24 protein-coding genes are annotated in these 24,386 nt (G+C 50.6%); 14 read left to right on the forward strand and 10 right to left on the reverse strand.

Annotated elements, in window-relative coordinates; genetic code table 11:
• The first annotated feature begins 34 nt into the window (after nucleotides 1–34).
• The gene (locus BZG84_RS04495; RefSeq protein WP_077480232.1) at nucleotides 35–442 is read left to right on the forward strand and encodes a DUF2069 domain-containing protein; all 408 of its coding nucleotides are present in this window, start codon (nucleotides 35–37) and stop codon (nucleotides 440–442) included.
• Nucleotides 443–496: 54 nt separating this feature from the next.
• Here the strand turns inward: BZG84_RS04495 and BZG84_RS04500 are convergent, their stop codons facing one another.
• Nucleotides 497–982 carry a zinc ribbon-containing protein gene (locus BZG84_RS04500; protein WP_077480228.1) on the reverse strand — a complete coding sequence of 162 codons (486 nt, stop codon included), beginning with the start codon at nucleotides 980–982 and terminating at the stop codon, nucleotides 497–499.
• Nucleotides 983–1,089: 107 nt separating this feature from the next.
• Here BZG84_RS04500 and leuS point away from each other — a divergent pair, with 107 nt between their 5' ends.
• From leuS to lipA, 12 genes are all read left to right on the forward strand, one after another.
• Entirely contained in the window at nucleotides 1,090–3,666 is a 2,577-nt protein-coding gene (gene leuS / locus BZG84_RS04505; protein ID WP_077480229.1) for a leucine--tRNA ligase, read from the forward strand.
• A gap of 15 nt (nucleotides 3,667–3,681) precedes the next feature.
• Nucleotides 3,682–4,305, forward strand: coding sequence for an LPS-assembly lipoprotein LptE (locus tag BZG84_RS04510; RefSeq protein ID WP_077678001.1), 624 nt, complete (start codon nucleotides 3,682–3,684; stop codon nucleotides 4,303–4,305).
• A complete protein-coding gene (gene holA / locus BZG84_RS04515) occupies nucleotides 4,305–5,327 on the forward strand; it encodes a DNA polymerase III subunit delta (protein ID WP_077479440.1) in 1,023 nt (340 codons plus the stop codon). The genes BZG84_RS04510 and holA overlap by 1 nt, the downstream gene beginning before the upstream one ends.
• A gap of 70 nt (nucleotides 5,328–5,397) precedes the next feature.
• A complete protein-coding gene (gene rsfS / locus BZG84_RS04520; protein ID WP_069587421.1) occupies nucleotides 5,398–5,715 on the forward strand; it encodes a ribosome silencing factor in 318 nt (105 codons plus the stop codon).
• A gap of 3 nt (nucleotides 5,716–5,718) precedes the next feature.
• A complete protein-coding gene (gene rlmH / locus BZG84_RS04525) occupies nucleotides 5,719–6,189 on the forward strand; it encodes a 23S rRNA (pseudouridine(1915)-N(3))-methyltransferase RlmH (protein ID WP_077479405.1) in 471 nt (156 codons plus the stop codon).
• Between the two features lie 6 nt (nucleotides 6,190–6,195).
• Nucleotides 6,196–8,082 carry a penicillin-binding protein 2 gene (mrdA, locus tag BZG84_RS04530; RefSeq protein ID WP_077479406.1) on the forward strand — a complete coding sequence of 629 codons (1,887 nt, stop codon included), beginning with the start codon at nucleotides 6,196–6,198 and terminating at the stop codon, nucleotides 8,080–8,082.
• Nucleotides 8,079–9,197, forward strand: a complete 1,119-nt coding sequence (gene rodA, locus BZG84_RS04535) for a rod shape-determining protein RodA (protein WP_077455581.1) — start codon at nucleotides 8,079–8,081, stop codon at nucleotides 9,195–9,197. Before mrdA ends, rodA begins: the two co-directional genes overlap by 4 nt.
• 5 nt (nucleotides 9,198–9,202) lie before the next feature.
• Nucleotides 9,203–10,021 (forward strand): septal ring lytic transglycosylase RlpA family protein, encoded by an 819-nt coding sequence (locus BZG84_RS04540; RefSeq protein WP_069587425.1) that lies wholly within the window; start codon nucleotides 9,203–9,205, stop codon nucleotides 10,019–10,021.
• 112 nt (nucleotides 10,022–10,133) lie between these two features.
• The gene (locus tag BZG84_RS04545; RefSeq protein WP_415752717.1) at nucleotides 10,134–11,285 is read left to right on the forward strand and encodes a serine hydrolase; all 1,152 of its coding nucleotides are present in this window, start codon (nucleotides 10,134–10,136) and stop codon (nucleotides 11,283–11,285) included.
• Nucleotides 11,286–11,427: 142 nt separating this feature from the next.
• On the forward strand, nucleotides 11,428–11,697 hold the full coding sequence (ybeD, locus tag BZG84_RS04550) for a DUF493 family protein YbeD (protein ID WP_069587426.1): 270 nt from the start codon (nucleotides 11,428–11,430) through the stop codon (nucleotides 11,695–11,697).
• A gap of 84 nt (nucleotides 11,698–11,781) precedes the next feature.
• Nucleotides 11,782–12,432 (forward strand): lipoyl(octanoyl) transferase LipB, encoded by a 651-nt coding sequence (lipB, locus tag BZG84_RS04555; RefSeq protein WP_077479407.1) that lies wholly within the window; start codon nucleotides 11,782–11,784, stop codon nucleotides 12,430–12,432.
• Complete coding sequence (gene lipA / locus BZG84_RS04560) at nucleotides 12,429–13,394, forward strand: lipoyl synthase (RefSeq protein ID WP_069587428.1); 966 nt, start codon at nucleotides 12,429–12,431, stop codon at nucleotides 13,392–13,394. Before lipB ends, lipA begins: the two co-directional genes overlap by 4 nt.
• 82 nt (nucleotides 13,395–13,476) lie before the next feature.
• Here lipA and BZG84_RS04565 read toward each other — a convergent pair whose 3' ends face one another.
• The 6 genes from BZG84_RS04565 to BZG84_RS04590 all read right to left on the reverse strand — a co-directional run bounded on the left by BZG84_RS04565 (nucleotide 13,477) and on the right by BZG84_RS04590 (nucleotide 19,721).
• Nucleotides 13,477–14,730, reverse strand: a complete 1,254-nt coding sequence (locus tag BZG84_RS04565; protein WP_077479409.1) for a glutamate-5-semialdehyde dehydrogenase — start codon at nucleotides 14,728–14,730, stop codon at nucleotides 13,477–13,479.
• Nucleotides 14,731–14,749: 19 nt separating this feature from the next.
• On the reverse strand, nucleotides 14,750–15,904 hold the full coding sequence (gene proB, locus BZG84_RS04570; RefSeq protein ID WP_077479410.1) for a glutamate 5-kinase: 1,155 nt from the start codon (nucleotides 15,902–15,904) through the stop codon (nucleotides 14,750–14,752).
• An 85-nt stretch (nucleotides 15,905–15,989) separates the two neighbouring features.
• Nucleotides 15,990–16,391 carry a sigma factor-binding protein Crl gene (gene crl, locus BZG84_RS04575; protein ID WP_077479411.1) on the reverse strand — a complete coding sequence of 134 codons (402 nt, stop codon included), beginning with the start codon at nucleotides 16,389–16,391 and terminating at the stop codon, nucleotides 15,990–15,992.
• A gap of 114 nt (nucleotides 16,392–16,505) precedes the next feature.
• Nucleotides 16,506–17,759 (reverse strand): esterase FrsA, encoded by a 1,254-nt coding sequence (frsA, locus tag BZG84_RS04580; RefSeq protein ID WP_077661855.1) that lies wholly within the window; start codon nucleotides 17,757–17,759, stop codon nucleotides 16,506–16,508.
• 157 nt (nucleotides 17,760–17,916) lie between these two features.
• Nucleotides 17,917–18,372, reverse strand: a complete 456-nt coding sequence (gene gpt / locus BZG84_RS04585; RefSeq protein ID WP_069587432.1) for a xanthine phosphoribosyltransferase — start codon at nucleotides 18,370–18,372, stop codon at nucleotides 17,917–17,919.
• Nucleotides 18,373–18,428: 56 nt separating this feature from the next.
• Nucleotides 18,429–19,721 carry an NCS2 family permease gene (locus tag BZG84_RS04590; RefSeq protein WP_077479412.1) on the reverse strand — a complete coding sequence of 431 codons (1,293 nt, stop codon included), beginning with the start codon at nucleotides 19,719–19,721 and terminating at the stop codon, nucleotides 18,429–18,431.
• Between the two features lie 751 nt (nucleotides 19,722–20,472).
• Here BZG84_RS04590 and BZG84_RS04595 point away from each other — a divergent pair.
• Complete coding sequence (locus BZG84_RS04595; RefSeq protein WP_108743591.1) at nucleotides 20,473–21,936, forward strand: aminoacyl-histidine dipeptidase; 1,464 nt, start codon at nucleotides 20,473–20,475, stop codon at nucleotides 21,934–21,936.
• On the opposite strand, the gene dinB is transcribed toward BZG84_RS04595, so the two are convergent.
• The 3 genes from dinB to BZG84_RS04610 all read right to left on the reverse strand — a co-directional run bounded on the left by dinB (nucleotide 21,933) and on the right by BZG84_RS04610 (nucleotide 24,333).
• On the reverse strand, nucleotides 21,933–22,982 hold the full coding sequence (gene dinB, locus BZG84_RS04600; RefSeq protein WP_077455575.1) for a DNA polymerase IV: 1,050 nt from the start codon (nucleotides 22,980–22,982) through the stop codon (nucleotides 21,933–21,935). The genes BZG84_RS04595 and dinB overlap by 4 nt on opposite strands.
• Nucleotides 22,983–23,064: 82 nt before the next feature.
• Complete coding sequence (nqrM, locus tag BZG84_RS04605; RefSeq protein ID WP_069587436.1) at nucleotides 23,065–23,286, reverse strand: (Na+)-NQR maturation NqrM; 222 nt, start codon at nucleotides 23,284–23,286, stop codon at nucleotides 23,065–23,067.
• 30 nt (nucleotides 23,287–23,316) lie between these two features.
• On the reverse strand, nucleotides 23,317–24,333 hold the full coding sequence (locus BZG84_RS04610) for an FAD:protein FMN transferase (protein WP_077479415.1): 1,017 nt from the start codon (nucleotides 24,331–24,333) through the stop codon (nucleotides 23,317–23,319).
• Nucleotides 24,334–24,386 lie beyond the last annotated feature (53 nt).

A 24,386-nucleotide genomic window follows, 5' to 3' on the forward strand; every position in this document is an offset into this window, starting at 1 on the left:
GGACATCACAGTGACTGACCCTCGTCTTGCATTGATGCGTAAACTCTCGCTTGCCAGCAACCTTGGCCTAATCGCTTGGGTAGCGCTTTGGCACGCCTACCTATCTCCTCACCCGCACTTAAACGCGTGGGCGGTCACGATCGGTTGGCTGGTGCCTTTGCTGTTGCCACTGCCTGGATTGATTAAGGGCAAAGCGTTCACTCACGCCTGGGCCAACTTTATTTTAATGTTTTACTTTTTACATGCCCTAACCCTGATATATGTCGATGAGGGCGAACGCTGGCTGGCGGTAGCCGAGCTTGTGCTGGTCAGCAGTGCATTTTGGAGCAATATTGTGTTTGCTCGCTGGATGGGAAAAGCGCAAGGACTCAAATTGCCTCGACTATCTCAGGTTGAGAAAGAAGAAAAAGCACGCTTTGAAGGTGCCAAAGGTGAAGAATAAGCCCGCCTGAGGCATGGATAACGCAAGGGCCGGGGTTGCCGGCCCACTTTTGCTTTAGGCTGGGTAAGCGCGACGGGTAAAAAAGCGATGCCCGCATTTCACACAAGGATGAATCACATCCACGCGATTATGGCGAGTCTGGTGCTGGCATTGTTCACATTGCAATATACCTAACCCCACAATCTCCCCGGCTTCGTACACCCCTTGATGCTGCAAATCATCAAACACTTCACGCCATTCCAGCTGCGTTCGATCGGTGATCTCCGCCAGTTGTTCCCAAATGGTGTCAGCAATCAGGTCGTTAAAAACCTCACTGTCTATCTCATCGGCCTGTGATTTGTCATATTGCGCGCCAAACGCTTTCACATCACGTTTGAAGTACGCCTCAATCAATGCCCATTCATCTTTGGTTAAATCCGCTGCGGCCTTAAGGTATTGCTCCGACAACTCCACCCAGCGCGCAAGGGATTCAGGACTGTTTTCCAGCGCTTCTTTAACGCGCTCGATGATGCTTTGTTGGGTATCTTTCTCTTTATTCATCGTCCTGCTCCTGATTCAAGTGTTGTTGCGGTCTTTGCCTTTCGTTATTCTATGACGATATTTCTCTTTCAGGTTTTACCTTTCTCACAGAATCTCGGAAGCCATCGATGCAAGAACAATATAGCCCGCAAGATATTGAACAAAAAGTTCAAGCCCATTGGGACGAAAATAAAACCTTTGTGGTTCATGAAGACCCTAACAAAGAAAAATTTTATTGTCTTTCTATGTTCCCATACCCCAGTGGTCGTTTGCACATGGGACATGTGCGCAACTACACCATCGGTGACGTCATTTCACGCTACCAGCGCCTGCAAGGTAAAAACGTGATGCAGCCTATCGGTTGGGACGCCTTTGGCCTACCCGCTGAGGGCGCGGCGATTAAAAACAAAACCGCACCGGCACCTTGGACCTACGAAAACATTGATTACATGAAAGGCCAGCTGAAAATGCTGGGCTTTGGTTACGATTGGAACCGTGAAGTCGCCACCTGTAGTCCAGATTACTACCGCTGGGAACAAGAGTTCTTCACCAAGCTTTACAACAAAGGCTTGGTATACAAGAAAACCTCGTCGGTAAACTGGTGTCCGAATGACCAAACCGTTTTGGCCAATGAGCAGGTACACGAAGGCTGCTGCTGGCGTTGTGACACACCGGTTGAGCAAAAAGAAATCCCTCAGTGGTTTATTAAAATCACCGACTATGCAGAAGAACTGTTGCAAGACATCGATAAATTGGATGGTTGGCCAGAAATGGTTAAAACCATGCAACGCAACTGGATTGGCCGCTCTGAAGGGGTTGAACTGACCTTTGAAGTAGAAGGCGATCACCCTGCACTGGATGTGTACACCACGCGTCCTGATACCCTGATGGGCGTCACCTATGTGGGCATTGCCGCTGGTCACCCACTCGCGGATGCCGCTGCCAAACAAAATCCAGCGTTGGCTGAATTTGTACAAGAGTGCCGTAACACCAAGGTTGCTGAAGCAGAGCTTGCAACCATGGAGAAAAAAGGCATGGCAACCGGCTTGTACGCGACACACCCTCTAAACGGTCGTCGTGTGCCTATCTTTGTCGCCAACTTTGTCTTGATGGATTATGGCACAGGCGCCGTCATGGCCGTGCCAGCACACGACCAGCGCGACTTTGAGTTCGCCAGCAAATACGGCCTCGATATTGAACCGGTGATCCTTGACGAAAATGGCCAAGCGCCAGATCTGTCCGAGCAAGCGCATACCGAGAAAGGCAAACTGTTTAACTCTGGCGAATTTGACGGCCTAGACTTTGATGCCGCGTTTAATGCGATTGCCGCCAAGCTTGAATCGCTGGGTAAAGGCAAGAAAACCGTTAACTTCCGTCTGCGTGACTGGGGCGTTTCTCGTCAGCGCTACTGGGGTGCACCTATCCCAATGCTGAACACAGAAGACGGTGAAGTGGTGCCTGTCCCTAGCGATGAGCTGCCTGTCATCTTGCCAGAAGACGTGGTTATGGACGGCGTGCAAAGCCCGATCAAAGCCGATAAGCAATGGGCGCAAACCCAGTATCAAGGCAAGCCTGCGCTGCGTGAAACCGACACCTTTGATACCTTCATGGAGTCATCTTGGTATTACGCACGTTATTGTTCGCCACAAGCAGACCAAATGCTCGATCCAGCCGCCGCGAACTACTGGCTGCCGGTGGACCAGTACATTGGCGGAATTGAACATGCGTGTATGCACCTGCTTTACTCACGCTTCTTCCATAAACTGCTCCGTGACGACAACATGGTCGACAGTGACGAGCCTTTTAAGCAGCTACTTTGCCAAGGCATGGTGCTTGCCGACGCCTTCTACTACAACGACGAGAAAGGCGTGCGAGTTTGGGTCTCGCCCACCGATGTGACCGTCGAACGCGACAGCAAAGGCAAGATCATCAAAGCTATCGACAATGAAGGACGCGAAGTCGTGCACACTGGCATGACCAAGATGTCAAAGTCGAAGAACAATGGTATCGACCCGCAATTGATGGTCGAAAAATATGGTGCCGACACCGTACGCTTGTTCATGATGTTTGCCGCGCCAGCAGAAATGACCCTTGAGTGGCAAGAGTCAGGCGTCGAAGGCTCTCACCGCTTCTTGCGTCGCGTGTGGAAATTGGTTTACGAGCACAGCGCCAAAGGTGCCGTCGCAGCACTCGATGCTAGCGCCCTGAACAATGAGCAGAAAGCACTGCGCCGTGACGTTCACAAAACCATTGCTAAGGTGAGTGACGACATGGGTCGTCGTCAGACGTTCAACACTGCGATTGCTGCGATTATGGAGCTGATGAACCGTTTGGTGAAAGCACCACAAGAGAGCGAGCAAGACCGAGCCGTGCTGGATGAAGCGCTGAAAGCGATTGTTGTGATGCTCTATCCAATCACCCCACACATCAGCTTTACGCTGTGGGAAGCGCTGGGTGAACAGAACATTGATGACGCCCAATGGCCACAGGCTGACCAAGATGCCATGGTTGAAGATGAAAAGCTCATCATCGTCCAAGTTAACGGAAAACTGCGTGCCAAAATCACCGTTGCCGCTGACGCCGAAAAAGATGCGGTCGAAGCACAAGCGATGGCTGATGAAAATGTGGTTAAGTTTACTGACGGGAAAACCGTGCGCAAAGTCATCTATGTACCAGGTAAACTGGTTAACATTGTTGCTAACTAAACAAGGAGCAGTAGCGTGACCCTGTTTCAACCTGTGTTTCGCTTCCTGCTTGTTGCGGTGGTCGCTTTGACCACCGCCTCTTGCGGGTTTGCCTTACGTGACAGCTACAACTTACCGGACGAGGTCACGCAAGTGTCGTTAACCAGCGTCGACCCTTACGGTGAGCTCACTCGCCAGCTGCGCAATCAACTCAATCAACATAAGGTTGAATTGGTTGCACCAGCCAATACAGTGACCAATATTCACCTGCTTGGCGAAAGCAATAGCGAACAAACCCTATCGCTTTACCAAAACAGCCGTGTCGCAGAGAAAGAGTTCCGCTACGTCGCTCGCTACCGGGTGACTGTGCCGCAAAAAGGCAGTTATACTTTTTCAACCACGCTAAGTCGTAACTTCCTCGATAACCCGCTGACTGCATTGGCTAAATCGGTCGAGCAAGACAAGCTGGTTGCGGAGATGCGGACCGAAGCAACACGCCAGATTATGCGTCAACTCTCACAGCTTAAAGGTGATATTGCCGAATTTGAGCGCCGTGAGGCTGAACAAGCAGCGTTGGAACAGCTTGAACAAGGTGAGCGTCCAACCAAGCCAGAAATCATTATTGAAACGCGTCAGACTGAGACTGATACCGCGCAATGATGAGAACCTATCCAGAACAATTGGCGCAGCAGCTCAAGCAGCCACTGCGCCAAACCTATCTCGTGTTTGGCTCTGATCCTCTGCTTAAACTCGAATCACGCGATGCAATTTGTCGCTCCGCTCGAGAGCAAGGGTTTGAAGAGCATCATCGCTTTATCATTGATGCTCAGCTCAATTGGCAGGAGGTGATTGATTGTTGCCAAGCGCTGAGTTTGTTTTCTTCACGCCAGATTATCGAAATCACCTGCCCAGAAAACGGCCTTAACACCACACAAGCCAAGCAATTGGCTGACATCGCGCAATGGCTTAATCCTGATATTTTATTGCTGGTGCAAGGCGAGCGTTTAAATAAAAAGCAAGAGTCTGCCAAGTGGTTCACCGCCTTGTCTCAGCATGGGCTCTATGTGGTGTGTAACACACCCGATGCCCGCCAGCTGCCGCGTTTTATCGAGCAGCGCTGTCAAGGGCTGGGGCTTAAACCGGATCAACCGGCATTGCAGCTATTAGCGCAATGGCATGAAGGCAACTTACTGGCGTTGGTACAAAGCCTGCACATTCTGCAGTTGCTCTATCCGGACGGCGCCTTAACGCTCCCTCGCATTGAAAGCGCCCTGTCGCGCCATCATCATTTTACGCCTTTCCAACTTACCGATGCGTTATTAGAAGGAAAAGCGCAGCGCGCGCAGCGTATTTTGGAGCAGCTCTATGCAGAAGGAAACGAGCCCACCTTGTTGCTACGATTGATCCAAAAAGAGCTCAAGCAGCTTTATGTGATTCATGAGCAAGGCCAACAAGGGCGGCCATTGAACAAAATATTCGACCAACTGCGGATCTGGCAAACACGCCGACCCATGATGATTGCCGCGCTGAATCGCTTAACGCGACCGCGTCTGACTCAACTTCTGCGGCAACTGGCTCAGCTCGAAATCGGTCTAAAAACCGATTACAGCAGCGATCCTTGGCCTGAATTGCACTATTTTTGCGCACTCATGTGCCAAATGCCTGAACCTCAGCCGCGCTAATGTGTCCAATTGGCAAGTGAGTGATATACTCGCTTGCCAGTAATCCAAACGGTAACCATAGAGGTCTCTTTTGCAAGCTACCGAGTTACAACAGTTTGTGGCCGATAAGGTCGATGATATGAAAGCCAGTGACATTGTGACACTGGATGTCCGTGACAAATCTTCCATTACCGATTTTATGGTGCTGTGCACCGGTAACTCCCGTCGCCATGTTGCTTCCATTGCAGAGCATGTGCGTGACGAAGCCCAAGCTATCAATATCGGCGCGATGGGCATGGAAGGCCAAGACGACAGCGAGTGGGTCGTGGTCGATTTGGGCGATGTGATGGTGCATGTGATGCAAGAAGAACAGCGCCAGCTCTATCAACTGGAAAAGCTCTGGAACTAATTGATGAAGATTCAGTTGATTGCCGTCGGCAATAAAATGCCGAAATGGGTCGAGCAAGGCTTCGCCGAGTACCAGCGTCGTTTTCCCAAAGATATGCCTTTAGAGCTGATTGAGATCCCCGCGGGAAAACGGGGCAAAAACGCCGACATTGCCCGCATTCTGCAAAAAGAAGGCGACGCTATGTTAGCCGCGGTCAACCGCGGTAGCCGTATCGTGACACTCGACATTCCCGGTAAACCATGGGATACCCCGCAATTGGCTGAACAGTTAGAGAAATGGAAGCTTGACGCTCGTGACGTGGCGATCTTAATTGGCGGGCCAGAGGGATTGGCACCAGAATGTAAGGCCGCTGCGGAACAAAGTTGGTCTTTATCGCCACTGACACTGCCCCATCCGCTGGTACGTATTGTCATGGCTGAGAGCCTTTATCGCGCGTGGAGCTTAACGACTAACCATCCTTACCATCGAGAATAATCACGGATGAAGCGCCAACGAAGTCAAATTCGCGACCATAGCGCCGAAGCGGCGCTGTTTGTCCGCCGAGCGATTGTCTGCTTCATCGGGATTATTGCCTTAGTCGGGATCTTGCTTACCAACCTCTATCACATTCAGGTCGTTGAACACCAAGATTATCAGACGCGCTCAAATGATAACCGGATTAAAGTGGTGCCTGTCGCGCCCAACCGCGGTCTTATCTATGATCGCAACGGCAAATTGCTCGCAGAAAACCGGCCGGTATATCATCTCGAAATCACCCCTGAACAAGTCGATGATATGCCCGCCACCTTGGCGCGCTTACAGTCATTACTGTCGCTGTCTGACAGTGATATCGACAACTTCCAAAAAGAACGTAGACGTTCGCGTCGCTTTAATGCGGTGCCGCTAAAGACCCAGTTAACCGATAAAGAGGTCGCCATCTTTTCTGCCCACCAGCACCAATTTTCCGGGGTGGAAATCAAGGCGTATCTAAAACGCCACTACCCTTACGGCGATGCGCTGACCCATGTGCTGGGTTACGTTGCAAAAATCAACGACCGTGATATCGCCAAGCTGCGTCAAAAAGATGTGCTCAATAACTATCGCGCGACGCGTGACATCGGCAAACTCGGCATAGAAAAATATTACGAGCCCGTGTTGCATGGTAAAGCGGGCTATCAAGAAGTCGAGGTGAATAGCCGAGGTCGAATCATCCGCACCTTAAAATATGTGCCACCCGTGCCGGGTAAGGATTTGATCCTCAATCTCGATATTGATTTACAACTTTATATCCGTGGCATCCTAGGCGATCGCCGTGGCGCTGTGGTTGTGCTCGATCCGAAAACATCTGGCGTTTTAGCCATGGTATCGACCCCCAGCTATGACCCGAACCTTTTTGTTCACGGCATTTCCAGCACCCAATACAGTGCCCTGCTTAATGATAGAGACAGACCATTGGTAAACCGTGCGACATTAGGCATCTATCCGCCGGCGTCGACGGTGAAGCCCTTTATTGCTGTCGCTGCACTGGAAGAAGGGATTATTACCACCAAGACGACCCGCAACGATCCCGGTTATTGGCGGATCCCCAACTCTAACACTCGCCCTTTCCGTGACTGGCTTCCATGGGGGCATGGCCGCGTAAATATTGTCCAATCGATTGAAGAGTCGGTGGATACCTTCTTCTACCAAATCGCCTATGACATGGGCATTGATAAGCTCTCGTCTTGGATGGAGAAGTTCGGCTTCGGCCAATACACTGGCATAGATATCCAAGAAGAAAGCAGCGCCAATATGCCTAACCGAGAATGGAAAATGAGCCGCCACCGCCAACCTTGGTACAAAGGGGACACCATTCCTGTCGGCATAGGTCAGGGCTACTGGACGGCGACCCCAATGCAGATAGCGAAAGCACTCACGGTAGTATTGAACCGCGGCGAAGTCAAAGCGCCTAAATTACTGATGCTGTCGCGCGATGAAGACGGTATGCATAAACCCAAGCCAGAACCTTATCCTCCGATACAAGGAGTAAGCGATAAGTATTGGGACGTCGCCCTTGAAGGGATGCGATTGGTTAATCATGGTCGTAAAGGTACCGCTAGACGCTCGTTCCGCACCGCAAAGTATGTCTCTGGCGGGAAGTCCGGTACCGCGCAAGTGTTCGGTTTGGGCGAAGATGAAGAATACAACGCCGACGAGATTGCTGAGCACTTACGCGATCATGCGCTTTACATTGGCTTTGCTCCCTTTGAACATCCCAAGGTGGCAGTCTCTATGGTATTAGAAAACGCCGGAGGCGGGTCAAGCAACGGTGCGCCCATCGCCCGTCGTATTTTTGATCATATCTTGATTGAAAAAGACGCTGAAGAGAACAAAGAGGCAAAACAATGAGTTCTTTAGCCCAAGTAAGCAGTAAGCGCTCGTTATTCGATCGCTTGCACCTCGACTTGCCCTTGCTCATTGGCATTTTATTACTGATGGGCTTTGGTCTTGTCGTTATGTACAGTGCCAGTGGCCAAAGTATGGCAATGATGGAACGCCAAGCGGTTCGGATGCTGCTAGCCCTGTCGGTAATGTTTGCGCTGGCACAGGTGCCGCCACGCCATTACGAGTTTTGGTCGCCGTATTTATATGTGATTGGTGTGGCCCTACTGGCGGCGGTCTTACTCGTGGGTGAAACGGCAAAAGGCGCTCAGCGTTGGCTCGATCTTGGCGTGGTTACTTTCCAGCCTTCCGAAATAATCAAACTTGCTGTGCCTTTAATGCTGGCTCGTTTTATCGGTAAGGATCCGCTCCCGCCGAAGTTTACGACCTTGCTGATCGCGCTCTTTTTGTTGTTTATGCCCACCATTATGATCGCGAAGCAACCCGACTTAGGTACCTCTATTCTTATTGCCGCGTCAGGCGTCTTCGTACTCTTTCTCGCCGGGATCAGTTGGAAGCTGATTACCGCAGCTGTCGTTGCAATCGCGGGGTTTATTCCTGTGCTGTGGTTTTTCTTAATGCACGACTATCAGCGCACTCGCGTGCTCACGCTCTTTAATCCAGAGTCCGACCCACTGGGAGCGGGCTATCATATTATTCAATCTAAAATTGCAATTGGTTCCGGAGGGCTGGCCGGAAAAGGTTGGCTGCATGGCACACAATCGCAGCTCGAGTTTCTCCCTGAGCGCCATACCGACTTTATCTTTGCGGTCATTGCCGAAGAATGGGGATTAATTGGTGTATGTGCCCTGCTCGCCTTATACCTGTTTTTGATTGGGCGTGGACTGATGTTAGCCAGCCGAGCCCAAACTGCATTCGGCCGTATGATGGCCGGGAGTATCGTGCTCAGCTTTTTTGTTTATGTTTTTGTCAATATTGGTATGGTCAGCGGCATTTTGCCTGTGGTTGGGGTACCCTTACCTCTGATCAGCTATGGCGGTACCTCTATGGTGACCTTGATGGCTGGTTTTGGCATTCTCATGTCCATTCATACTCATCGAAAAATGCTATCTAGGGCTTAATAAACATGCGAGCGATTGTAATTCTTTTCGCCATGCTCCTGAGCGCGTGCAGTACGCAACAGGGCCGATATCAAATGGCTGACGACCAAGCACCCGAACGCCTTCCTGAGCAGGTGCACACTGATGATGCCCAGCCAAGGTATGAGCCTTATAGCTTAGCTGGCAACAAAGATTACACCTTAAATGGTCAACGCTACGAAATACTCCGTGAGCCTCGCGGTTACCAAGAGGCGGGTATTGCCTCTTGGTACGGCCAAAAATTCCACGGCCATAAAACCTCTAATGGCGAAGTGTATGACATGTATTCCATGTCTGCGGCGCACAAAACCTTGCCTTTGCCGAGCTACGTCGAAGTCACCAATCAAAATAACGGTAAGAAAGCGATTGTACGCGTCAACGATCGCGGCCCTTTCCATAACGAGCGCCTGATTGATCTCAGCTATGCGGCTGCAAAAAAGCTTGGTGTTTTGCAAACGGGTACCGCACCAGTCGCACTTCGTTTAATCTCCCCAGAGAAACCCGCGCAAGATGAGTGGCATTCGGCCCGTCATCATGCGTACTATGTCCAGTTGCTTGCATTGTCCGATGGCTTAAAAGCCAGCCAAAGTGCGGAACAATTAGCGAAAGCACACGGTCTACCTACCCACATTGCTCGCCGCGACCAAGTGTATCGTGTGCGTTTTGGTCCGTTTTACGACCGTGGCCAAGCTCAGCAAGCGATGCAAGTCGCTAAACAGCATCAACTGCCGGGCGCTTTTATCGTCACCGAAGCACTTGTTAATGACGACACATCTGTCACAAGTGCTAAAACAAACAATCAGTGAGTTAAAGGAATCGAGCCTGTCTCTCTGTGCCCAATTTGGTATAGTGAGCTTACAGTATCGACATCGATAACCGACAAAAGTACTAAAAATGATGAAAAAATCCGTTTCCCGCATGCGTACATTGCTATCTGCTGCGCTTTTCGTATCAGTGACGGCCCAAGCTGCGCCCGCTGTTGTACCCGATGCTCCACAAATTGCCGCCAAGGGCTACGTGCTTATGGACTACCACTCCGGTGAAGTCCTTGCCGAAAATAATGCCTACAAACGCCTTAACCCGGCCAGCCTCACCAAGATGATGACCAGTTATGTGATTGGCCAAGAGGTTGAGCGCGGTAACATCTCCATGGATGATGACGTGGTGATCAGCGAAAATGCGTGGGCGAAAAACTTCCCGGGTTCATCCAAGATGTTCATCGAAGTCGGGACCACGGTGAAAGCAGCCGACCTTAACCGAGGCATTATCATTCAATCAGGCAACGATGCCTGTGTCGCGATGGCGGAGCATGTCGCGGGCTCGGAAGATGCGTTTGTAGATCTGATGAACCGTTGGGGTGAAACGCTGGGCATGGACAGCACACATTTCTCGAACGTGCATGGCCTCGACTCTAAAGATCTTTATACCACCCCTTATGACATGGCGTTACTGGCGCAGGCGCTGATCCGTGATGTGCCGGGGGAATACCGCATTTACAAAGAGAAAGCGTTTACCTACAACGGGATTACCCAATACAACCGCAATGGCCTATTGTGGGACAAGAGCCTTAACGTTGACGGTATCAAGACGGGCCATACCGATGGTGCCGGCTATAACTTGGTGAGCTCAGCCACTGAAGGCGAGATGCGTTTGATTGCTGTCGTGATGGGCACCAAAAGTGCTAACGCACGTAAAGCTGAAAGTAAAAAGCTATTGAACTATGGCTTCCGTTTCTTCGAAACCGTCGCGCCACACAAAGCAAATGAAACCTTTGTGACTGAAAAAGTGTGGATGGGGGATACCGATGAAGTGTCACTCGGGGTGACCGAAGATACCTACGTCACACTTCCTCGCGGCAAAGCACAAGATCTAAAAGCGAGCTTCGTACTGGAAAAAACCCTTGAAGCACCGATCAGTAAAGGGGATGTGGTAGGCAAGCTGTTCTATCAAGTGGATGGCGAAGATGTAGCCGAATACCCACTGGTTGCGTTGAACGACGTCGAAAAAGGCGGATTATTCAGCCGGTTAATTGATTACATTGTTATGATGTTTCAAAACTTACTGGGCTAAGCCACTTACCATTTAGTCCCATTCCCGCCCACCAACTTGGTGGGCGGCTTGTTTTCTGTCCCAGAGCAGATTAGTATTTCGCGTTAATCGTGATCCATCGCACATAGGTATGCCGTTCTCGGCCTGCCCATTGGGAGTTAACATGCAAGAGCAACCAAAACTAAAAGACTTGCTGGAGTTTCCTTGTCAGTTTACTTACAAGGTTATGGGCCATGCTAAGCCTGAACTGCCGGACCTTGTTCTAGGTGTGATCCAGCAACATGCGCCAGGCGACTACAGCCCAAAGGTGAAACCTAGCGCAAAAGGTAACTATCACTCGGTATCTGTGACCATTACTGCCACCTCTATCGAGCAAGTAGAAACCTTGTATAAAGAACTTGGCGAGATCGAAATCGTTCGTATGGTTCTTTAATCAGAATACCCACACGGCTGGCGGCTTTTAATCACGCCGCCAACCTCTATAATACCCCCACAGATAACAATATGGGTAATCGGTTTGCAGCACCAACTAGTTGTTAGATATCTGGGCCGCCGACCTTATCCGCAAACCTGGCAGCAGATGCGTGACTTCACGGATAGCCGTGATTCACGTACTTGTGACGAAGTCTGGTTGGTCGAACATGATCCCGTCTTCACCCAAGGTCAAGCGGGTAAACCGGAACACGTTTTGGTCCCTGGAGACATCCCCGTCGTACAATCAGATCGAGGGGGACAAGTGACCTATCACGGTCCCGGTCAGTTAGTCGTTTACTTTTTAATTGATTTAAAACGTAAAAAAGTCGGCGTTCGAGAACTGGTTAGCCATATTGAAAATCTCGTTGTCGCTACCCTCGCCCATTATGGCGTAACCGCCTACGCGCGTCCCGATGCGCCCGGTGTGTATGTGGATAGCGCAAAAATCTGTTCCCTTGGGCTCCGTATTCGTCGCGGGTGCTCATTCCATGGACTGGCACTCAACATCAATATGGATTTATCTCCATTTCAGCGCATTAACCCCTGTGGGTATGCGGGGATGGCGATGACGCAACTGAGTGATCAGGTTGAAGGCGCAACCCTAACAGACGTCCAACCTGTGCTAGTAGACACTTTAACTCAACAACTGGGATATACTCAGGTTGAGGTTACAACGGAAAGCAGCGATTTATGAGCAAACCGATTCAGATGGAACGCGGCGTTAAGTACCGCGATGCCGAAAAGATGGCGCTTATCCCGGTCAAAAATATGCCGACCGAGCAAAAAGAAGTGCTGCGCAAGCCTGATTGGATGAAGATCAAGCTCCCTGCCGAGACCTCTCGCATCAAAGAAATTAAAGATGCGATGCGCAAAAACAACCTTCACTCTGTGTGTGAAGAGGCCTCCTGTCCAAACTTGGCAGAGTGCTTTAGCCACGGTACCGCCACTTTCATGATTTTGGGTGCGATTTGTACCCGTCGTTGCCCATTTTGCGACGTCGCCCATGGCCGTCCGGTTGCCCCTGACGCCGACGAGCCAAAGCATCTGGCGCAAACTATTAAAGACATGAAGCTTCGTTATGTCGTGATCACCTCAGTTGACCGCGATGACCTTCGCGATGGCGGGGCACAGCATTTTGCCGACTGTACCCGTGAGATCCGTGCGCTCAATCCAGAGATCAAAATCGAAACCTTGGTACCTGACTTCCGAGGCCGAATGGATCGCGCCCTAGATATCCTGCGCGACAATCCACCGGATGTGTTTAACCACAACCTAGAAACGGCACCTCGCTTGTACCGTAAAGCGCGTCCCGGTGCGAACTATCAGTGGTCACTGGATCTGCTGAAAAAGTTCAAAGACATGCATCCAGATGTTCCTACTAAGTCTGGACTCATGATGGGCTTGGGCGAAACCAAGGAAGAGATCATTGAGGTTCTGAAAGACCTACGTGCCCACGGTGTCACCATGCTGACATTAGGTCAATACCTTGCGCCGAGCCGCCATCACCTTCCGGTTGAACGTTATGTGCCGCCCGAAGAGTTTGATGAGCTAAAAGCTATCGCGCTGGATCTTGGCTTTACCCATGCTGCATGTGGTCCCTTTGTCCGCTCTTCATACCATGCTGATTTGCAAGCCAAAGGTGTCGAGATTAAATAAGCCTCTATGCTGACGATACAAAAAAGCCGCGCTCGCGCGGCTTTTTTACATTTTGCATATGACTTGCGTTCGTATGCTTGGGTTATTGACGCGTCAGGTAATCTGCTTTGCCGACCCACTTATACGTGGTCAGCTCTTCGAGTCCCATCGGGCCACGCGCATGCAGCTTTTGCGTTGAAACGGCCACTTCCGCGCCTAAACCAAACTGGGCACCGTCGGTAAAACGGGTTGAAGCATTGACATAGACAGCAGCCGAGCCCGCACCATTGATAAAGGCTTCGGCAGCATCAATATCATTGGTCAGAATCGTATCTGAATGGCTCGCATTGTGTTCGCGCATATGACCGAGCGCGTCGTGCACATCGTCAACCACAGCAACACCGAGCGTTGGACCCAACCATTCAGTATCAAAGTCTCCCTCAGCGGCTTCACGAAGCTGTGCGACACCGTCAAGGTAGGGCAAGGCACTGTTTGCTGCGACAACCTTCAGTTGCTGTGCGTTAAGCGCTGGGATCAGGCGTGTAAACAACTGTGCCGCGACTTGCTTGTGCACCAATAACGTATCCAAAGCGTTACAAGCGGATGGACGATGCGTCTTCGCATTAATGATCACATCCGGCGCGCGTTCAAGATCGGCACTTTGATCCACATACAAATGGCTAATCCCAAAACCACCAATAATCACCGGAATCGTGCTGTTTTGTTTACACATTTTATGCAAACTGGCACCGCCGCGCGGAATAATCATATCCACGTGCTCGTCCATGGTCAGCAGCTCTGCGACCAATTCTCGATCAGGCTTGTCGATGTATTGCACCGCTGATTGCGGTAGTTCAGCCTTGCTCAGTGCAGATTGAATCACAGTGACCAACACTTGGTTGGTCGCAAAGGTTTCTTTACCACCACGTAAGATACTGGCATTGCCCGTTTTTAGGCACAGTGCCGCAATATCAATGGTGACGTTAGGGCGCGCTTCATAAATCACACCGACAACACCCAGTGGCTCACGGCGCTTCGATAAAGAAAGGCCATTTTCGAGCACCTTATGGTCAAATTCTTGCCCAACCGGATCGGGCAACGACACCACATTGCGCACATCTGCAGCAATCGCCGATAAACGTGCAGGCGTGAGTGCTAAGCGGTCGATCAACGCCTCACTCATGCCCGCTGCGCGTGCCGCCTCTAAGTCCGTTTGGTTAGCCGCTAAAATACTCGCTTGTTGCGCCTCTAATTCATCCGCAATGAAGGTCAGCGCGCGATTTTTTTTCGTAGTGGAAGTTGTCGCGAGTTGGTAAGCCGCCTCTTTGGCCGCTTTCCCCATCATTTGTAAACTCATGTTGTGTGCATCTCTTTTATTAATCGCCAATAACGACAAGGTCGTCTCGGTGTATGGCTACCGGTCCATACTCATAGCCTAAAATATCTGCGATTTGTTGGCTATGTGCGCCTGCAATACGGCGAAGATCGGCTGCTGAATAACGGCAAATACCGCGCGCAAGGCATTGCCCCTCTACAGAGTAAATGCGCGCGACTTCGCCACGCGCAAAGTCACCTTTAACGCTTACGATGCCTTTACTTAGCAGGCTGCTACCTTTTTGCGTCACTGCCGTCACCGCACCGGTATCAATGGTAATATCTCCCGCAGGAGGTGGTCCGGCTAGAATCCAGCGTTTACGGCTTTCTAGTGGGCTCTCTAGCGGCAAGAATCGAGTGCCCGCGCTGTTACCGGCGACCACGTTTTGGATCACTTCAGGCTTGCTGCCAGCGGCAATCGTGACTTCTATGCCCGCACGTCGCCCAATATCTGCAGCCTGCAGTTTCGTTGCCATGCCACCGGTGCCAAGACCTGTGACACTGCCTCCCGCTAATTTGCGTAAGGTTTCATCAATCGTATGGACTTCCCGAATAAGCTCGGCATCGGGTTGCGTTCTCGGATCCGCCGTAAAGAGTCCGGGTTGATCGGTAAGCAGCAATAATTTGTCTGCGTTGGCTAAAATCGCAACCAGCGCTGAGAGGTTGTCGTTATCACCGACTTTGATCTCAGATGTCGCCACCGCATCATTTTCATTCACAATGGGAATGATGCCGTTATCGAGTAACGCATGGAGCATGTCTCGCGCATTGAGAAAACGCTCGCGGTGATCCAAATCGGCGCGGGTCAGCAGCATCTGTCCGACTTGAAAGCCATAAAGACTGAAAAGATGCTCCCAGGTTTGAATTAAACGGCACTGCCCGACGGCTGCGAGCATCTGCTTGTTGGCGACCGTGTCAGCCAACACCGGATAATCAAGGTGCTCTCGCCCAGCAGCAATCGCTCCCGATGAGACAATGATCACTTGATGGCCTTGTTGGCGCAGGCGCGCGCACTGACGAACCAACTCAACCATGTGGGCTTGGTCAAGGCGTTGCGAACCGCCAGTCAGCACACTGGTGCCTAATTTTACAACGATGGTTTGAGAAGAGACGGTGGCTGCAATGTCACCGTCTCGAAGCGCGTCTTGAACTGTCATGATTGCCTGATTGACTAAAAGATAGATGTCTCTTTTATCAATCCCATGCCCATTTAACAAGGACTGAAATCAGGCAAATCACGTTTTAGTTAGAAAGGGCGAGTTCTGGCTCGGTCAGTTTTTGACTTGGGGAAAGGGAAAGCGATAGGTCATCGACCACTAATTGGCATAATTTGGTGTAGAAACTATCAAGGGTTTTCTCAACCTCCGCGCGCTGTTTGGCAGGGACGGCTTTTGCTAACCATTCCCCATGCTCGTCATAGAGGCCATACCCGTAGTGATAACGGAACCCATCGTCTTCTGGGGTCAACACTAACCACCATCCCCAGAATTCGCGTGCATCGGGCTCTTTTTTCGCATCGACGCAGACAGACAAGCTATCGAAAAAGTAGCTTTGTTCATCAGATTGCCCATCACGAAAATACGGGCCTAGCGCAGTAAAACGTGTTTTCAACCGTCCATGAGAAAGCGGGAGCGTTTGGGTCATGGTGTCCTCCAGTGGCACTCTATCTACCTAAGCTCAAGGTATATCATGACGTTATCGGTCAGGTGAACGCCAATCCCCCGCTTTCCGCACTTGATCACACCTTCGCCACCTTGGTTACAAAATATTGGCAAACCACGAGACGGTCTCGCTCAGCGCACGATGGTAGCCGTCATGCAAAGGCGTATTCGGCAATGTCACCGCTTTACCGCCACGACTATAGGTTGCAATCAGTTTGTTGTCGGACTCCGGACAAACCGGATCATCTTTCAAACTCAAGGCTAAAATGGGCACTTCGGTTCGCCGTCCGGTGAGTAAGCCTTGGTTTTTGAGTGACCACGCCTGTAGCCGTGTCCGAAGCGTGTCGATAGGAATATGGCGACCGAGCCGCGACCCTAGTGTATCGAGGTACATGGGTGGCATTTTTTTCATCATTTGTGCATTGGTTAATAGCGAATGCACGATGCCTCCCAGCGCCGCACTCGCTTTGACTCTGTGTGGTTCAAGAAAGGCTAACCGTACCGCCGGATTCGCGCCAAACCGGATCCCCATGGTGCCCACACGGTGGTGATCCACCCAAGGTACCTCCGCCAGTTTATCTAACATGGCACGATGTAAGCGGCTGGTATCTTCATTGAGATGCCAATGACTGCTGTGACCCACTGATGGCATATCTAAGGTCAATACCGCGATATCTGCGGGGGCAAAGTAATCGACGAATACCCGCCATAAATCGGTTTGCAAACTGTCTAAGCTGCCACTGAGAATGACCACCGGCAGGGTCGCATCGGTTCTTGGCAGATACAGGTAACCTTTTAGCGATTTGCCATCGAGCGTTGTTTCTACGGTTTTAACCGTGAAGGGAAGTTTATCCATCGCATGCTCAAAGGCTTTATAGGCCAGCGTTTCCGATTGCAAAGCGAGCGTATCGCCTTTGAGGTGAGGATACGCCGCGATACCGAAATAGGTACAGGCTTGCAGCCATTGCTGACTCGCCGCTTGATGCTCCCCTTTGTCTGCCAGCGCTTGGGCGCGCTTTTGATGCTGCATGCCCACTGCTGTCCACTCGTAGTTCCAATTTCCCGAGCGGTAGCCTTCTACCGTATCCAGCAGACTGTCGACGGAGCGTGAATTATCCGAATGAGCAATACGGGCAAAAATGGCTTCCATCTCTACCGGATCTACTCCTTGCCACGTCCATTGTCCACGACGCCGCATTCGATACCAGCTGCGCTCGCTGTCTCCATCAAACGCCGAATAACTCGCTTGATCGATTTGCTGGATAGCGCCAAACAATGTCGACGTTTCTTTGGCATGTCTGTGTTTGGCAAACAGCTTGACCGACAAATTTTGAGATTCGCTTTCCGACACGTTCACTCCCGAGCGTTCAGTTTATGACGCTCCTAGTGTAAACCATACTCACAGCAAGGCCATGATTTTCAGTCAATCGCGTCCCTAGAAACGAAAAAACGCCGCAACTGTGTGCGACGTTTTGTTGACAGCAGATTATCAATAACCTTGCTAGCTATTATTTGGCAATCGGATCCACATAGCTCACCGCCATATCCCATGGCTGCTCAATCCATGTGTCTTGCGCAATATCGACGATATAATCGTCAACAAGATGCTTACCCGCAGGTTTGGCGCTTACAGTCACAAAGCGTGCTTTGGGATAGAGTTGGCGTACCATTTCTGCGGTTCCGCCTGTATCAACCAAGTCGTCCACCACAATAAAGCCTTCACCATCCCCCGGTGCTTGTTTCACGACACGCATATCGCGCTGATGATCATGATCGTAGCTCGAGATACACACCGTATCGACATAGCGAATGCCTAGCTCACGGGCAAGAATGGCGGCAGGCACCAAGCCACCGCGACTCACAGCAATAATTCCCTGCCACTGGTCAGCGGGTAGCAGCCTCTCCGCCAATTGGCGTGTGTACATCTGCATGTTGTCCCAGGTGATGATGAACTTGTTACTCATGATGAAAACCTCGTGGCGTTTCTCGCCTTGTTATAACGTCAATGTGGGCGGCTGTTTTACACCAAGAAAACGAACTTGAGTAAGAACAATCCAGCCAAGATCCAGATACTGACAGGGACCTCACGCCCTTTGCCCGCAAAGGTTTTTACGGCACAAAACGCAATAAAGCCAAGGCCAATCCCGCTCGCAATCGAGTAAGTGAGCGGCATCAGCAAGCACACCACGACCACAGGTGCGGCTTCGGTCAAATCTCGCCAGTTAATCCCTACAAGACCTGACATCATCAAAATCGCAACATAAAAGAGAGCGCCAGCTGTTGCGTACGCTGGGACCATACCTGCGAGCGGCGCAAAAAATAGCGCAAGCAAGAATAAGATCCCTACAACAACAGCAGTGAGTCCTGTACGGCCACCCGCTGCTACCCCTGACACACTTTCAATATATGAGGTTGTATTCGACGTGCCTAAAAGCGCCCCGACCGATGTCGCGGTACTGTCTGCCAGTAATGCACGATTTAAACGCGGCAGTTTACCATCTTTGTCCAAAAGTTCCGCGCGCTGTGCCACACCCACTAAGGTTCCTGCGGTATCAAAGAGGTCAACAAACAAAAATGCGAACACAATAGACACCAAACCAACTTCAAGGGCTCCGGCAAAATCAAGCTGCATAAAGGTCGGCGCGAGGCTTGGTGGCGCAGACATCACACCGTGGTAAGGGACATCACCCGCGACAATACCAATCACAGTGACCACTAAAATCGCAATCATGACCGCCCCTTTTAGGCCACGATGCACCAAACCAATTGTGAGGAAAAAGCCGAGTGCTGCCATCGCTGGCGCAAATGCCGTCACATCACCCAGTGCGACCAGGGTTGCCGGGTGATCCACAACGATCCCCGCATTTTGCAGTGCGATGAGCGCTAAAAACAAACCGATACCCGCCGAGATACCGGTGCGCAGTGACATAGGAATCGAGTTGATAATCCACTCACGAATTTTCAACACACTGAGTAGAATAAAGCACAAGCCCGAAATAAACACCGCAGCCAGCGCAACCTGCCACGAGTGGCCCATTTGCAGCACCACTGTGTAGGTGAAGAAAGCGTTAAGGCCCATACCTGGCGCTTGAGCGACCGGATAGTTGGCGACAATTCCCATCACAAAACAGCCGACGGCAGCAGCCAAACAGGTGGCAACAAATACGGCGCCCTTGTCCATTCCTGCTTCAGCCAAAATAGATGGGTTCACGAAAATGATGTAGGCCATGGTGAGGAAGGTGGTCACACCGGCAATAACTTCGGTGCGAAGATCCGTGCCATGCTCGCTGAGTTTAAATAAACGCTCTAACATCGTTGGTATCCCGAATAAAAGGTGGCGCATCATAAGATGCAAAAGGAAAACGTTTGCGTGTCAAAAATTGGCGCAAATCTTACCGATCGATGAAGGAAATTTCCAGCACGAAACCGCATGAATTGATCGGAATGTCATGACTCTCGTGATGGTTGCCAACAAGATTGTCTATCATGACTGGCTTATCAGGCATCTGACATACTACCCATAAAAAAAACGCCACAACTTTGTGTGGCGCCAGAACTAAAGCGTTTGCTTCTGGATCAGAAATGTCTCTGTAAGAGCGGGGGAATCGTAAAACTTACTTGCGGTACCCGAACGGCGCCGGATACGTGAATCCTTTGGTATATACTGACTGTTGGTTCCAGTAGTAGTTAGATACCATACCTTCCATCGTTTTTACCTCTCTCAAGTTTAAACCTAATGTTGTTCACATTTTGTCTCGGTTCCTTGGAGGCGAATACTCGGGTTCACTCCATGAACAATCGATAACCTGTGTTATCAGTGTCTAGATAATAACCCACACGTAATTATATTACAAGCAATAGAGTGACTAGAGTCACAAAAAGTTCATATTTTGTAGTTTTATTACGCCCACCACGCCTAGATATCCGGCATGCACTCTGTTTTTCCTTCCCTTGATCCTGCGACTGTCACCACCTAGTCGACAGTGGTATGCTTGGTAAAGTCCATCTATTTCAGTAAGGCCTACTGTTTAAAAGGCCAACAATAAAATAAAATGGAGTCTACCGTGTCTGAGATCAGCCAATTATCACCCCAGCCTGTTTGGGCTTTTTTTGACCAGATTTGTGCTATTCCACATCCCTCTTACCACGAAGCACAATTGGCAGCATTCATTGTCGATTGGGCGAAAGGCCGAGGTTTAGAGGTTCGCCAAGATCCCACTGGCAATATTTTTATCCGCAAACCGGCGACGCCGGGAATGGAAAACCGCAAAGGTGTAGTACTACAAGCCCACCTTGATATGGTGCCGCAGAAAAACGAGCACACCGAGCACGACTTTACCACCGATCCGATTCGCCCTTATATCGATGGCGAGTGGGTCACGGCGGATGGCACGACATTAGGCGCCGATAACGGTATTGGGATGGCCTCCTGCCTTGCCGTCTTAGCGGCTGATGACATTGAACATGGCCCACTCGAAGTGTTGCTTACCACCAATGAAGAAGCTGGGATGGACGGTGCATTTGGCCTAGAAGCAGGCTGGCTTGAAGGGGAAGTGTTACTGAACACAGACTCCGAACAAGAAGGGGAAATCTACATGGGCTGTGCGGGCGGCGTCGATGCTAGCATGCACTTTCCGGTCGAGCGTCACACCATCGGCGACAATTTTACGCGTTTTACCGTCGGTATAAAAGGCCTAAAAGGCGGCCACTCTGGGGTGGATATTCACACGGGTCGCGCCAATGCCAATAAGCTACTTGCACGCATGCTCAGCCATCACCTCAGTGAGATTGATGTCAGCCTGATTGCATTGCGAGGCGGTACATTGCGTAACGCCATCCCGCGTGAAGCCTTTGCAGATATTGCCGTGCCAGTCGAGCAAAAAGACGCATTAGCCGCGGCGATAGATAACTACGCGCAGTTGCTTCACGATGAGTTGGGACGCTTGGAGGAGAACGTCACTGTCGTACTCGATGCGTCTGACAATCAAGCCGACCCATTGACCCGAGCCGTACAATCTCGGCTACTCGCGGCCTTAAACGCGGCGCCAAACGGTGTCATACGGATGAGCGATGATGTTCCGGGTGTGGTAGAAACCTCACTGAACTTAGGCGTTATCCAAACCGATGAGCATACTATTACGGGATTGTTTTTGATCCGCTCATTGATCGATTCAGGGCGAGAAATGGTGCAAGGCATGCTGCACTCACTGGCTGGTTTAGCGAACGTGACCGTCGAGTTTTCCGGCGCTTACCCGGGATGGAAGCCTGATCCAGACTCTGAAATCATGCATATTTTCCGTGATACCTATGAAGCTATCTATCAGCGTAAGCCTGATATCATGGTGATCCACGCGGGATTAGAGTGCGGTCTATTTAAAAAACCTTACCCGGATATGGATATGATCTCGTTTGGTCCAACGATTAAGTTCCCTCACTCACCTGATGAGAAAGTGAACATTGAAAGTGTGGGTCACTATTGGCAACAAATGCGCGCTATCTTAAAAGCGATTCCTGAAAAGCGCGCTTAAGCGAGTAAACTTAGCTGGGGGTCATTATCGTCCCCCAGCCCTACCGACAAACCAATTAGCCGCACCGCTCTACCCTCGCCTCGATAAAACGCTTCATGCAACAAGGTATCAAATAGTCCTCGATCTAACCGCTCACAGCGGTGTGCAACCGTTGTGGTTTGAAAGTCGTTGAATTTGAGTTTGACCCCTTGGCGGCAAATCCGTCCATTCGCATCGGCTTTTTCGAGTCGCCGTTGGAGCTCTTCGTATAAAGTGTCTAACCACTGTAAACAATCATTCAGCGCCGCAAGATCTTGCGATAAAGTGCGCTCTACGCCAACGGATTTACGTATCCGCTCCACTTGCACTGGACGTCGATCAATACCGTGTGCTCGCTGCCATAGTACCTGCCCAAATTTACCAAACCGCTGGATCAGTTCACCATGATCGCTACACTGCACATCTCTACAGGTAAACAAATTCAGTTCATGAAGCTTGGTTAAGGTGACACGTCCTACGCCCGGAATGCATTGCAAAGGGAGTTCAGCCACAAAGGTGTCGACCTCGTCAGGGGTGATCACGCATAAGCCATCCGGTTTGTTGATATCTGAGGCGACTTTGGCGAGAAACTTGATTGGCGCGACGCCTGCCGACGCGGTTAATGATAGCTCGTCGCGAATGGTGTGACGAATCGCTTCTGCAATACGGGTTGCCGAGCCTTGATGACTGTCGCAATCTGTAACATCTAAGTAAGCCTCATCAAGAGAGAGGGGCTCAATAATATCGGTATAACGATGAAAAATAGCATGAAGCTGCTGAGAAACGGCGCGGTACTTGGCCATATTGCCACGCATGACCGTCAGACCGGGACATAGTTTAAGTGCTTGAGCTGTCGCCATCGCGGAACGGATCCCAAAGCGACGCGCGGGATAATTGCAGGTAGCAATCACCCCTCGCCCATCAGGTGACCCGCCAATAGCAAGAGGCACCTGTTGCAAGGCAGGGTTATCACGCATCTCCACTGCCGCATAGAAACAATCCATGTCGATATGGATGATTTTCTTCATGACAATCCTGCATGGCCACCAGATAAGACAGAGTGACTCACTGGTGGCTATCTACTGTACACCTGATCGCGTCAGGTCTCGGCTAGATAATTTGGTTTTTCTTCCACTCACGGGTTTTCTCTGCACGCGCTTCTCGCTTTTTACGTGCATCACACGGCTCTGGGCAGTCGCATTCTTTTTCAATACCGATTGCGCCTAGGCCACCACAGCTCCCACTGATGGTTTTTTGCTGTACGATGTAGCCGATCGCCATCCCTGCAATCACAAGTACAAAAACAGCAAAGGTGATAAGAAATACTGACATAATTGCTCACCTACTATCGTTATTGCGTATTTAACGCTTTAAATAAGGCTTAAACGCCTCAGATGCGATTTCTTTAAAACCGTCATCCGTTTTCACTACCATAAAGGCAGGAATATTGGCTTGATTTGCCAATGCAACGGCTTTCTCTGGTCCAAGTACCATGAAGCCTGTTGCCAAACCATCCGCCGTCATACAAGACGGGTCCAACACTGTGACAGACACTAAGCGATGATGAATCGGTCGTCCTGTTGCTGGATCAATGATGTGCGAATAGCGTACCCCATCATGCTCAAAGTAATTGCGATAATCCCCTGAGGTAGCAACCGCCATATCCCCAGGCTCAATAATCTCTTGCACCGACTGTGTGCCGGCACTAGGCTTTTCAATCGCGATGCGCCAAGGTACGCCGTCTTGGTTCACACCTTTTAATTGTAACTCACCACCAATCTCAACCAAATAGTTATCGAGCCCAAGTGACGCCAAATAGTCAGCGACCACATCTACGCCGTATCCTTTGGCGATCGTTGACAAGTCGACATAAAGGTCAGGATTGGTTTTGGTCAACTGATTGCCCGATAAAGACAGACTCTCTAACCCCGTCATCGCCATTCGCTGTGCGATTTCTTCGTCGGTCGGAATATTCTCTGGTCGTTTTTCAGGGCCAAAGCTCCAAAGGTTCACTAACGGTCCAACCGTGACATCTAACGCGCCATCGGTGAAGGCGTTAAGACGCATCGCTTCTTTCACCACTTTCGCCGTCGCGTCAGATACCTCAACCGGAGAGTCAGCACGATGTTGATTGAAACGGCTCAGCTCCGAATCGTCTCGATACGTCGACATCTGGTCATTCACCAGCTCCAAACGCTTATCGATTTCTTTTTGGATCACCGCCTTCTCGGGCGTGTTTTCCGTTGCAATGTACTTAATGGAGTAATACGTGCCCATTGTACTGTCATTAAGATGGACCAGCTCAGGTGAACGCTCACAACCGACCAAAGCCACGAGCAGTGTCAGCGTTGCCACACAGCCTAACCAAAACTTCTTCATATGGGTGTCCTTCGACGCGAGGTTGATACGTAAAATGGCTGACCCAAAGGCCA

Source organism: Salinivibrio sp. PR932, from assembly GCF_001996125.1.
Taxonomy (GTDB): Bacteria; Pseudomonadota; Gammaproteobacteria; order Enterobacterales; family Vibrionaceae; genus Salinivibrio; species Salinivibrio proteolyticus.

Excerpts from the sequence above, each read along its gene's own strand:
- dinB (WP_077455575.1), bottom strand. The coding sequence starts at position 22,982 with ATGAAGAAAATCATCCATATCGACATGGATTGTTTCTATGCGGCAGTG.
- BZG84_RS04545 (WP_415752717.1), top strand. The coding sequence starts at position 10,134 with ATGCGTACATTGCTATCTGCTGCGCTTTTCGTATCAGTGACGGCCCAA.
- BZG84_RS04565 (WP_077479409.1), bottom strand. The coding sequence starts at position 14,730 with ATGAGTTTACAAATGATGGGGAAAGCGGCCAAAGAGGCGGCTTACCAA.
- leuS (WP_077480229.1), top strand. The coding sequence starts at position 1,090 with ATGCAAGAACAATATAGCCCGCAAGATATTGAACAAAAAGTTCAAGCC.
- rodA (WP_077455581.1), top strand. The coding sequence starts at position 8,079 with ATGAGTTCTTTAGCCCAAGTAAGCAGTAAGCGCTCGTTATTCGATCGC.
- lipA (WP_069587428.1), top strand. The coding sequence starts at position 12,429 with ATGAGCAAACCGATTCAGATGGAACGCGGCGTTAAGTACCGCGATGCC.
- holA (WP_077479440.1), top strand. The coding sequence starts at position 4,305 with ATGAGAACCTATCCAGAACAATTGGCGCAGCAGCTCAAGCAGCCACTG.
- crl (WP_077479411.1), bottom strand. The coding sequence starts at position 16,391 with ATGACCCAAACGCTCCCGCTTTCTCATGGACGGTTGAAAACACGTTTT.
- gpt (WP_069587432.1), bottom strand. The coding sequence starts at position 18,372 with ATGAGTAACAAGTTCATCATCACCTGGGACAACATGCAGATGTACACA.
- BZG84_RS04610 (WP_077479415.1), bottom strand. The coding sequence starts at position 24,333 with ATGAAGAAGTTTTGGTTAGGCTGTGTGGCAACGCTGACACTGCTCGTG.
- ybeD (WP_069587426.1), top strand. The coding sequence starts at position 11,428 with ATGCAAGAGCAACCAAAACTAAAAGACTTGCTGGAGTTTCCTTGTCAG.
- BZG84_RS04540 (WP_069587425.1), top strand. The coding sequence starts at position 9,203 with ATGCGAGCGATTGTAATTCTTTTCGCCATGCTCCTGAGCGCGTGCAGT.
- BZG84_RS04590 (WP_077479412.1), bottom strand. The coding sequence starts at position 19,721 with ATGTTAGAGCGTTTATTTAAACTCAGCGAGCATGGCACGGATCTTCGC.
- proB (WP_077479410.1), bottom strand. The coding sequence starts at position 15,904 with ATGACAGTTCAAGACGCGCTTCGAGACGGTGACATTGCAGCCACCGTC.
- rlmH (WP_077479405.1), top strand. The coding sequence starts at position 5,719 with ATGAAGATTCAGTTGATTGCCGTCGGCAATAAAATGCCGAAATGGGTC.
- BZG84_RS04495 (WP_077480232.1), top strand. The coding sequence starts at position 35 with ATGCGTAAACTCTCGCTTGCCAGCAACCTTGGCCTAATCGCTTGGGTA.
- mrdA (WP_077479406.1), top strand. The coding sequence starts at position 6,196 with ATGAAGCGCCAACGAAGTCAAATTCGCGACCATAGCGCCGAAGCGGCG.
- BZG84_RS04500 (WP_077480228.1), bottom strand. The coding sequence starts at position 982 with ATGAATAAAGAGAAAGATACCCAACAAAGCATCATCGAGCGCGTTAAA.
- nqrM (WP_069587436.1), bottom strand. The coding sequence starts at position 23,286 with ATGTCAGTATTTCTTATCACCTTTGCTGTTTTTGTACTTGTGATTGCA.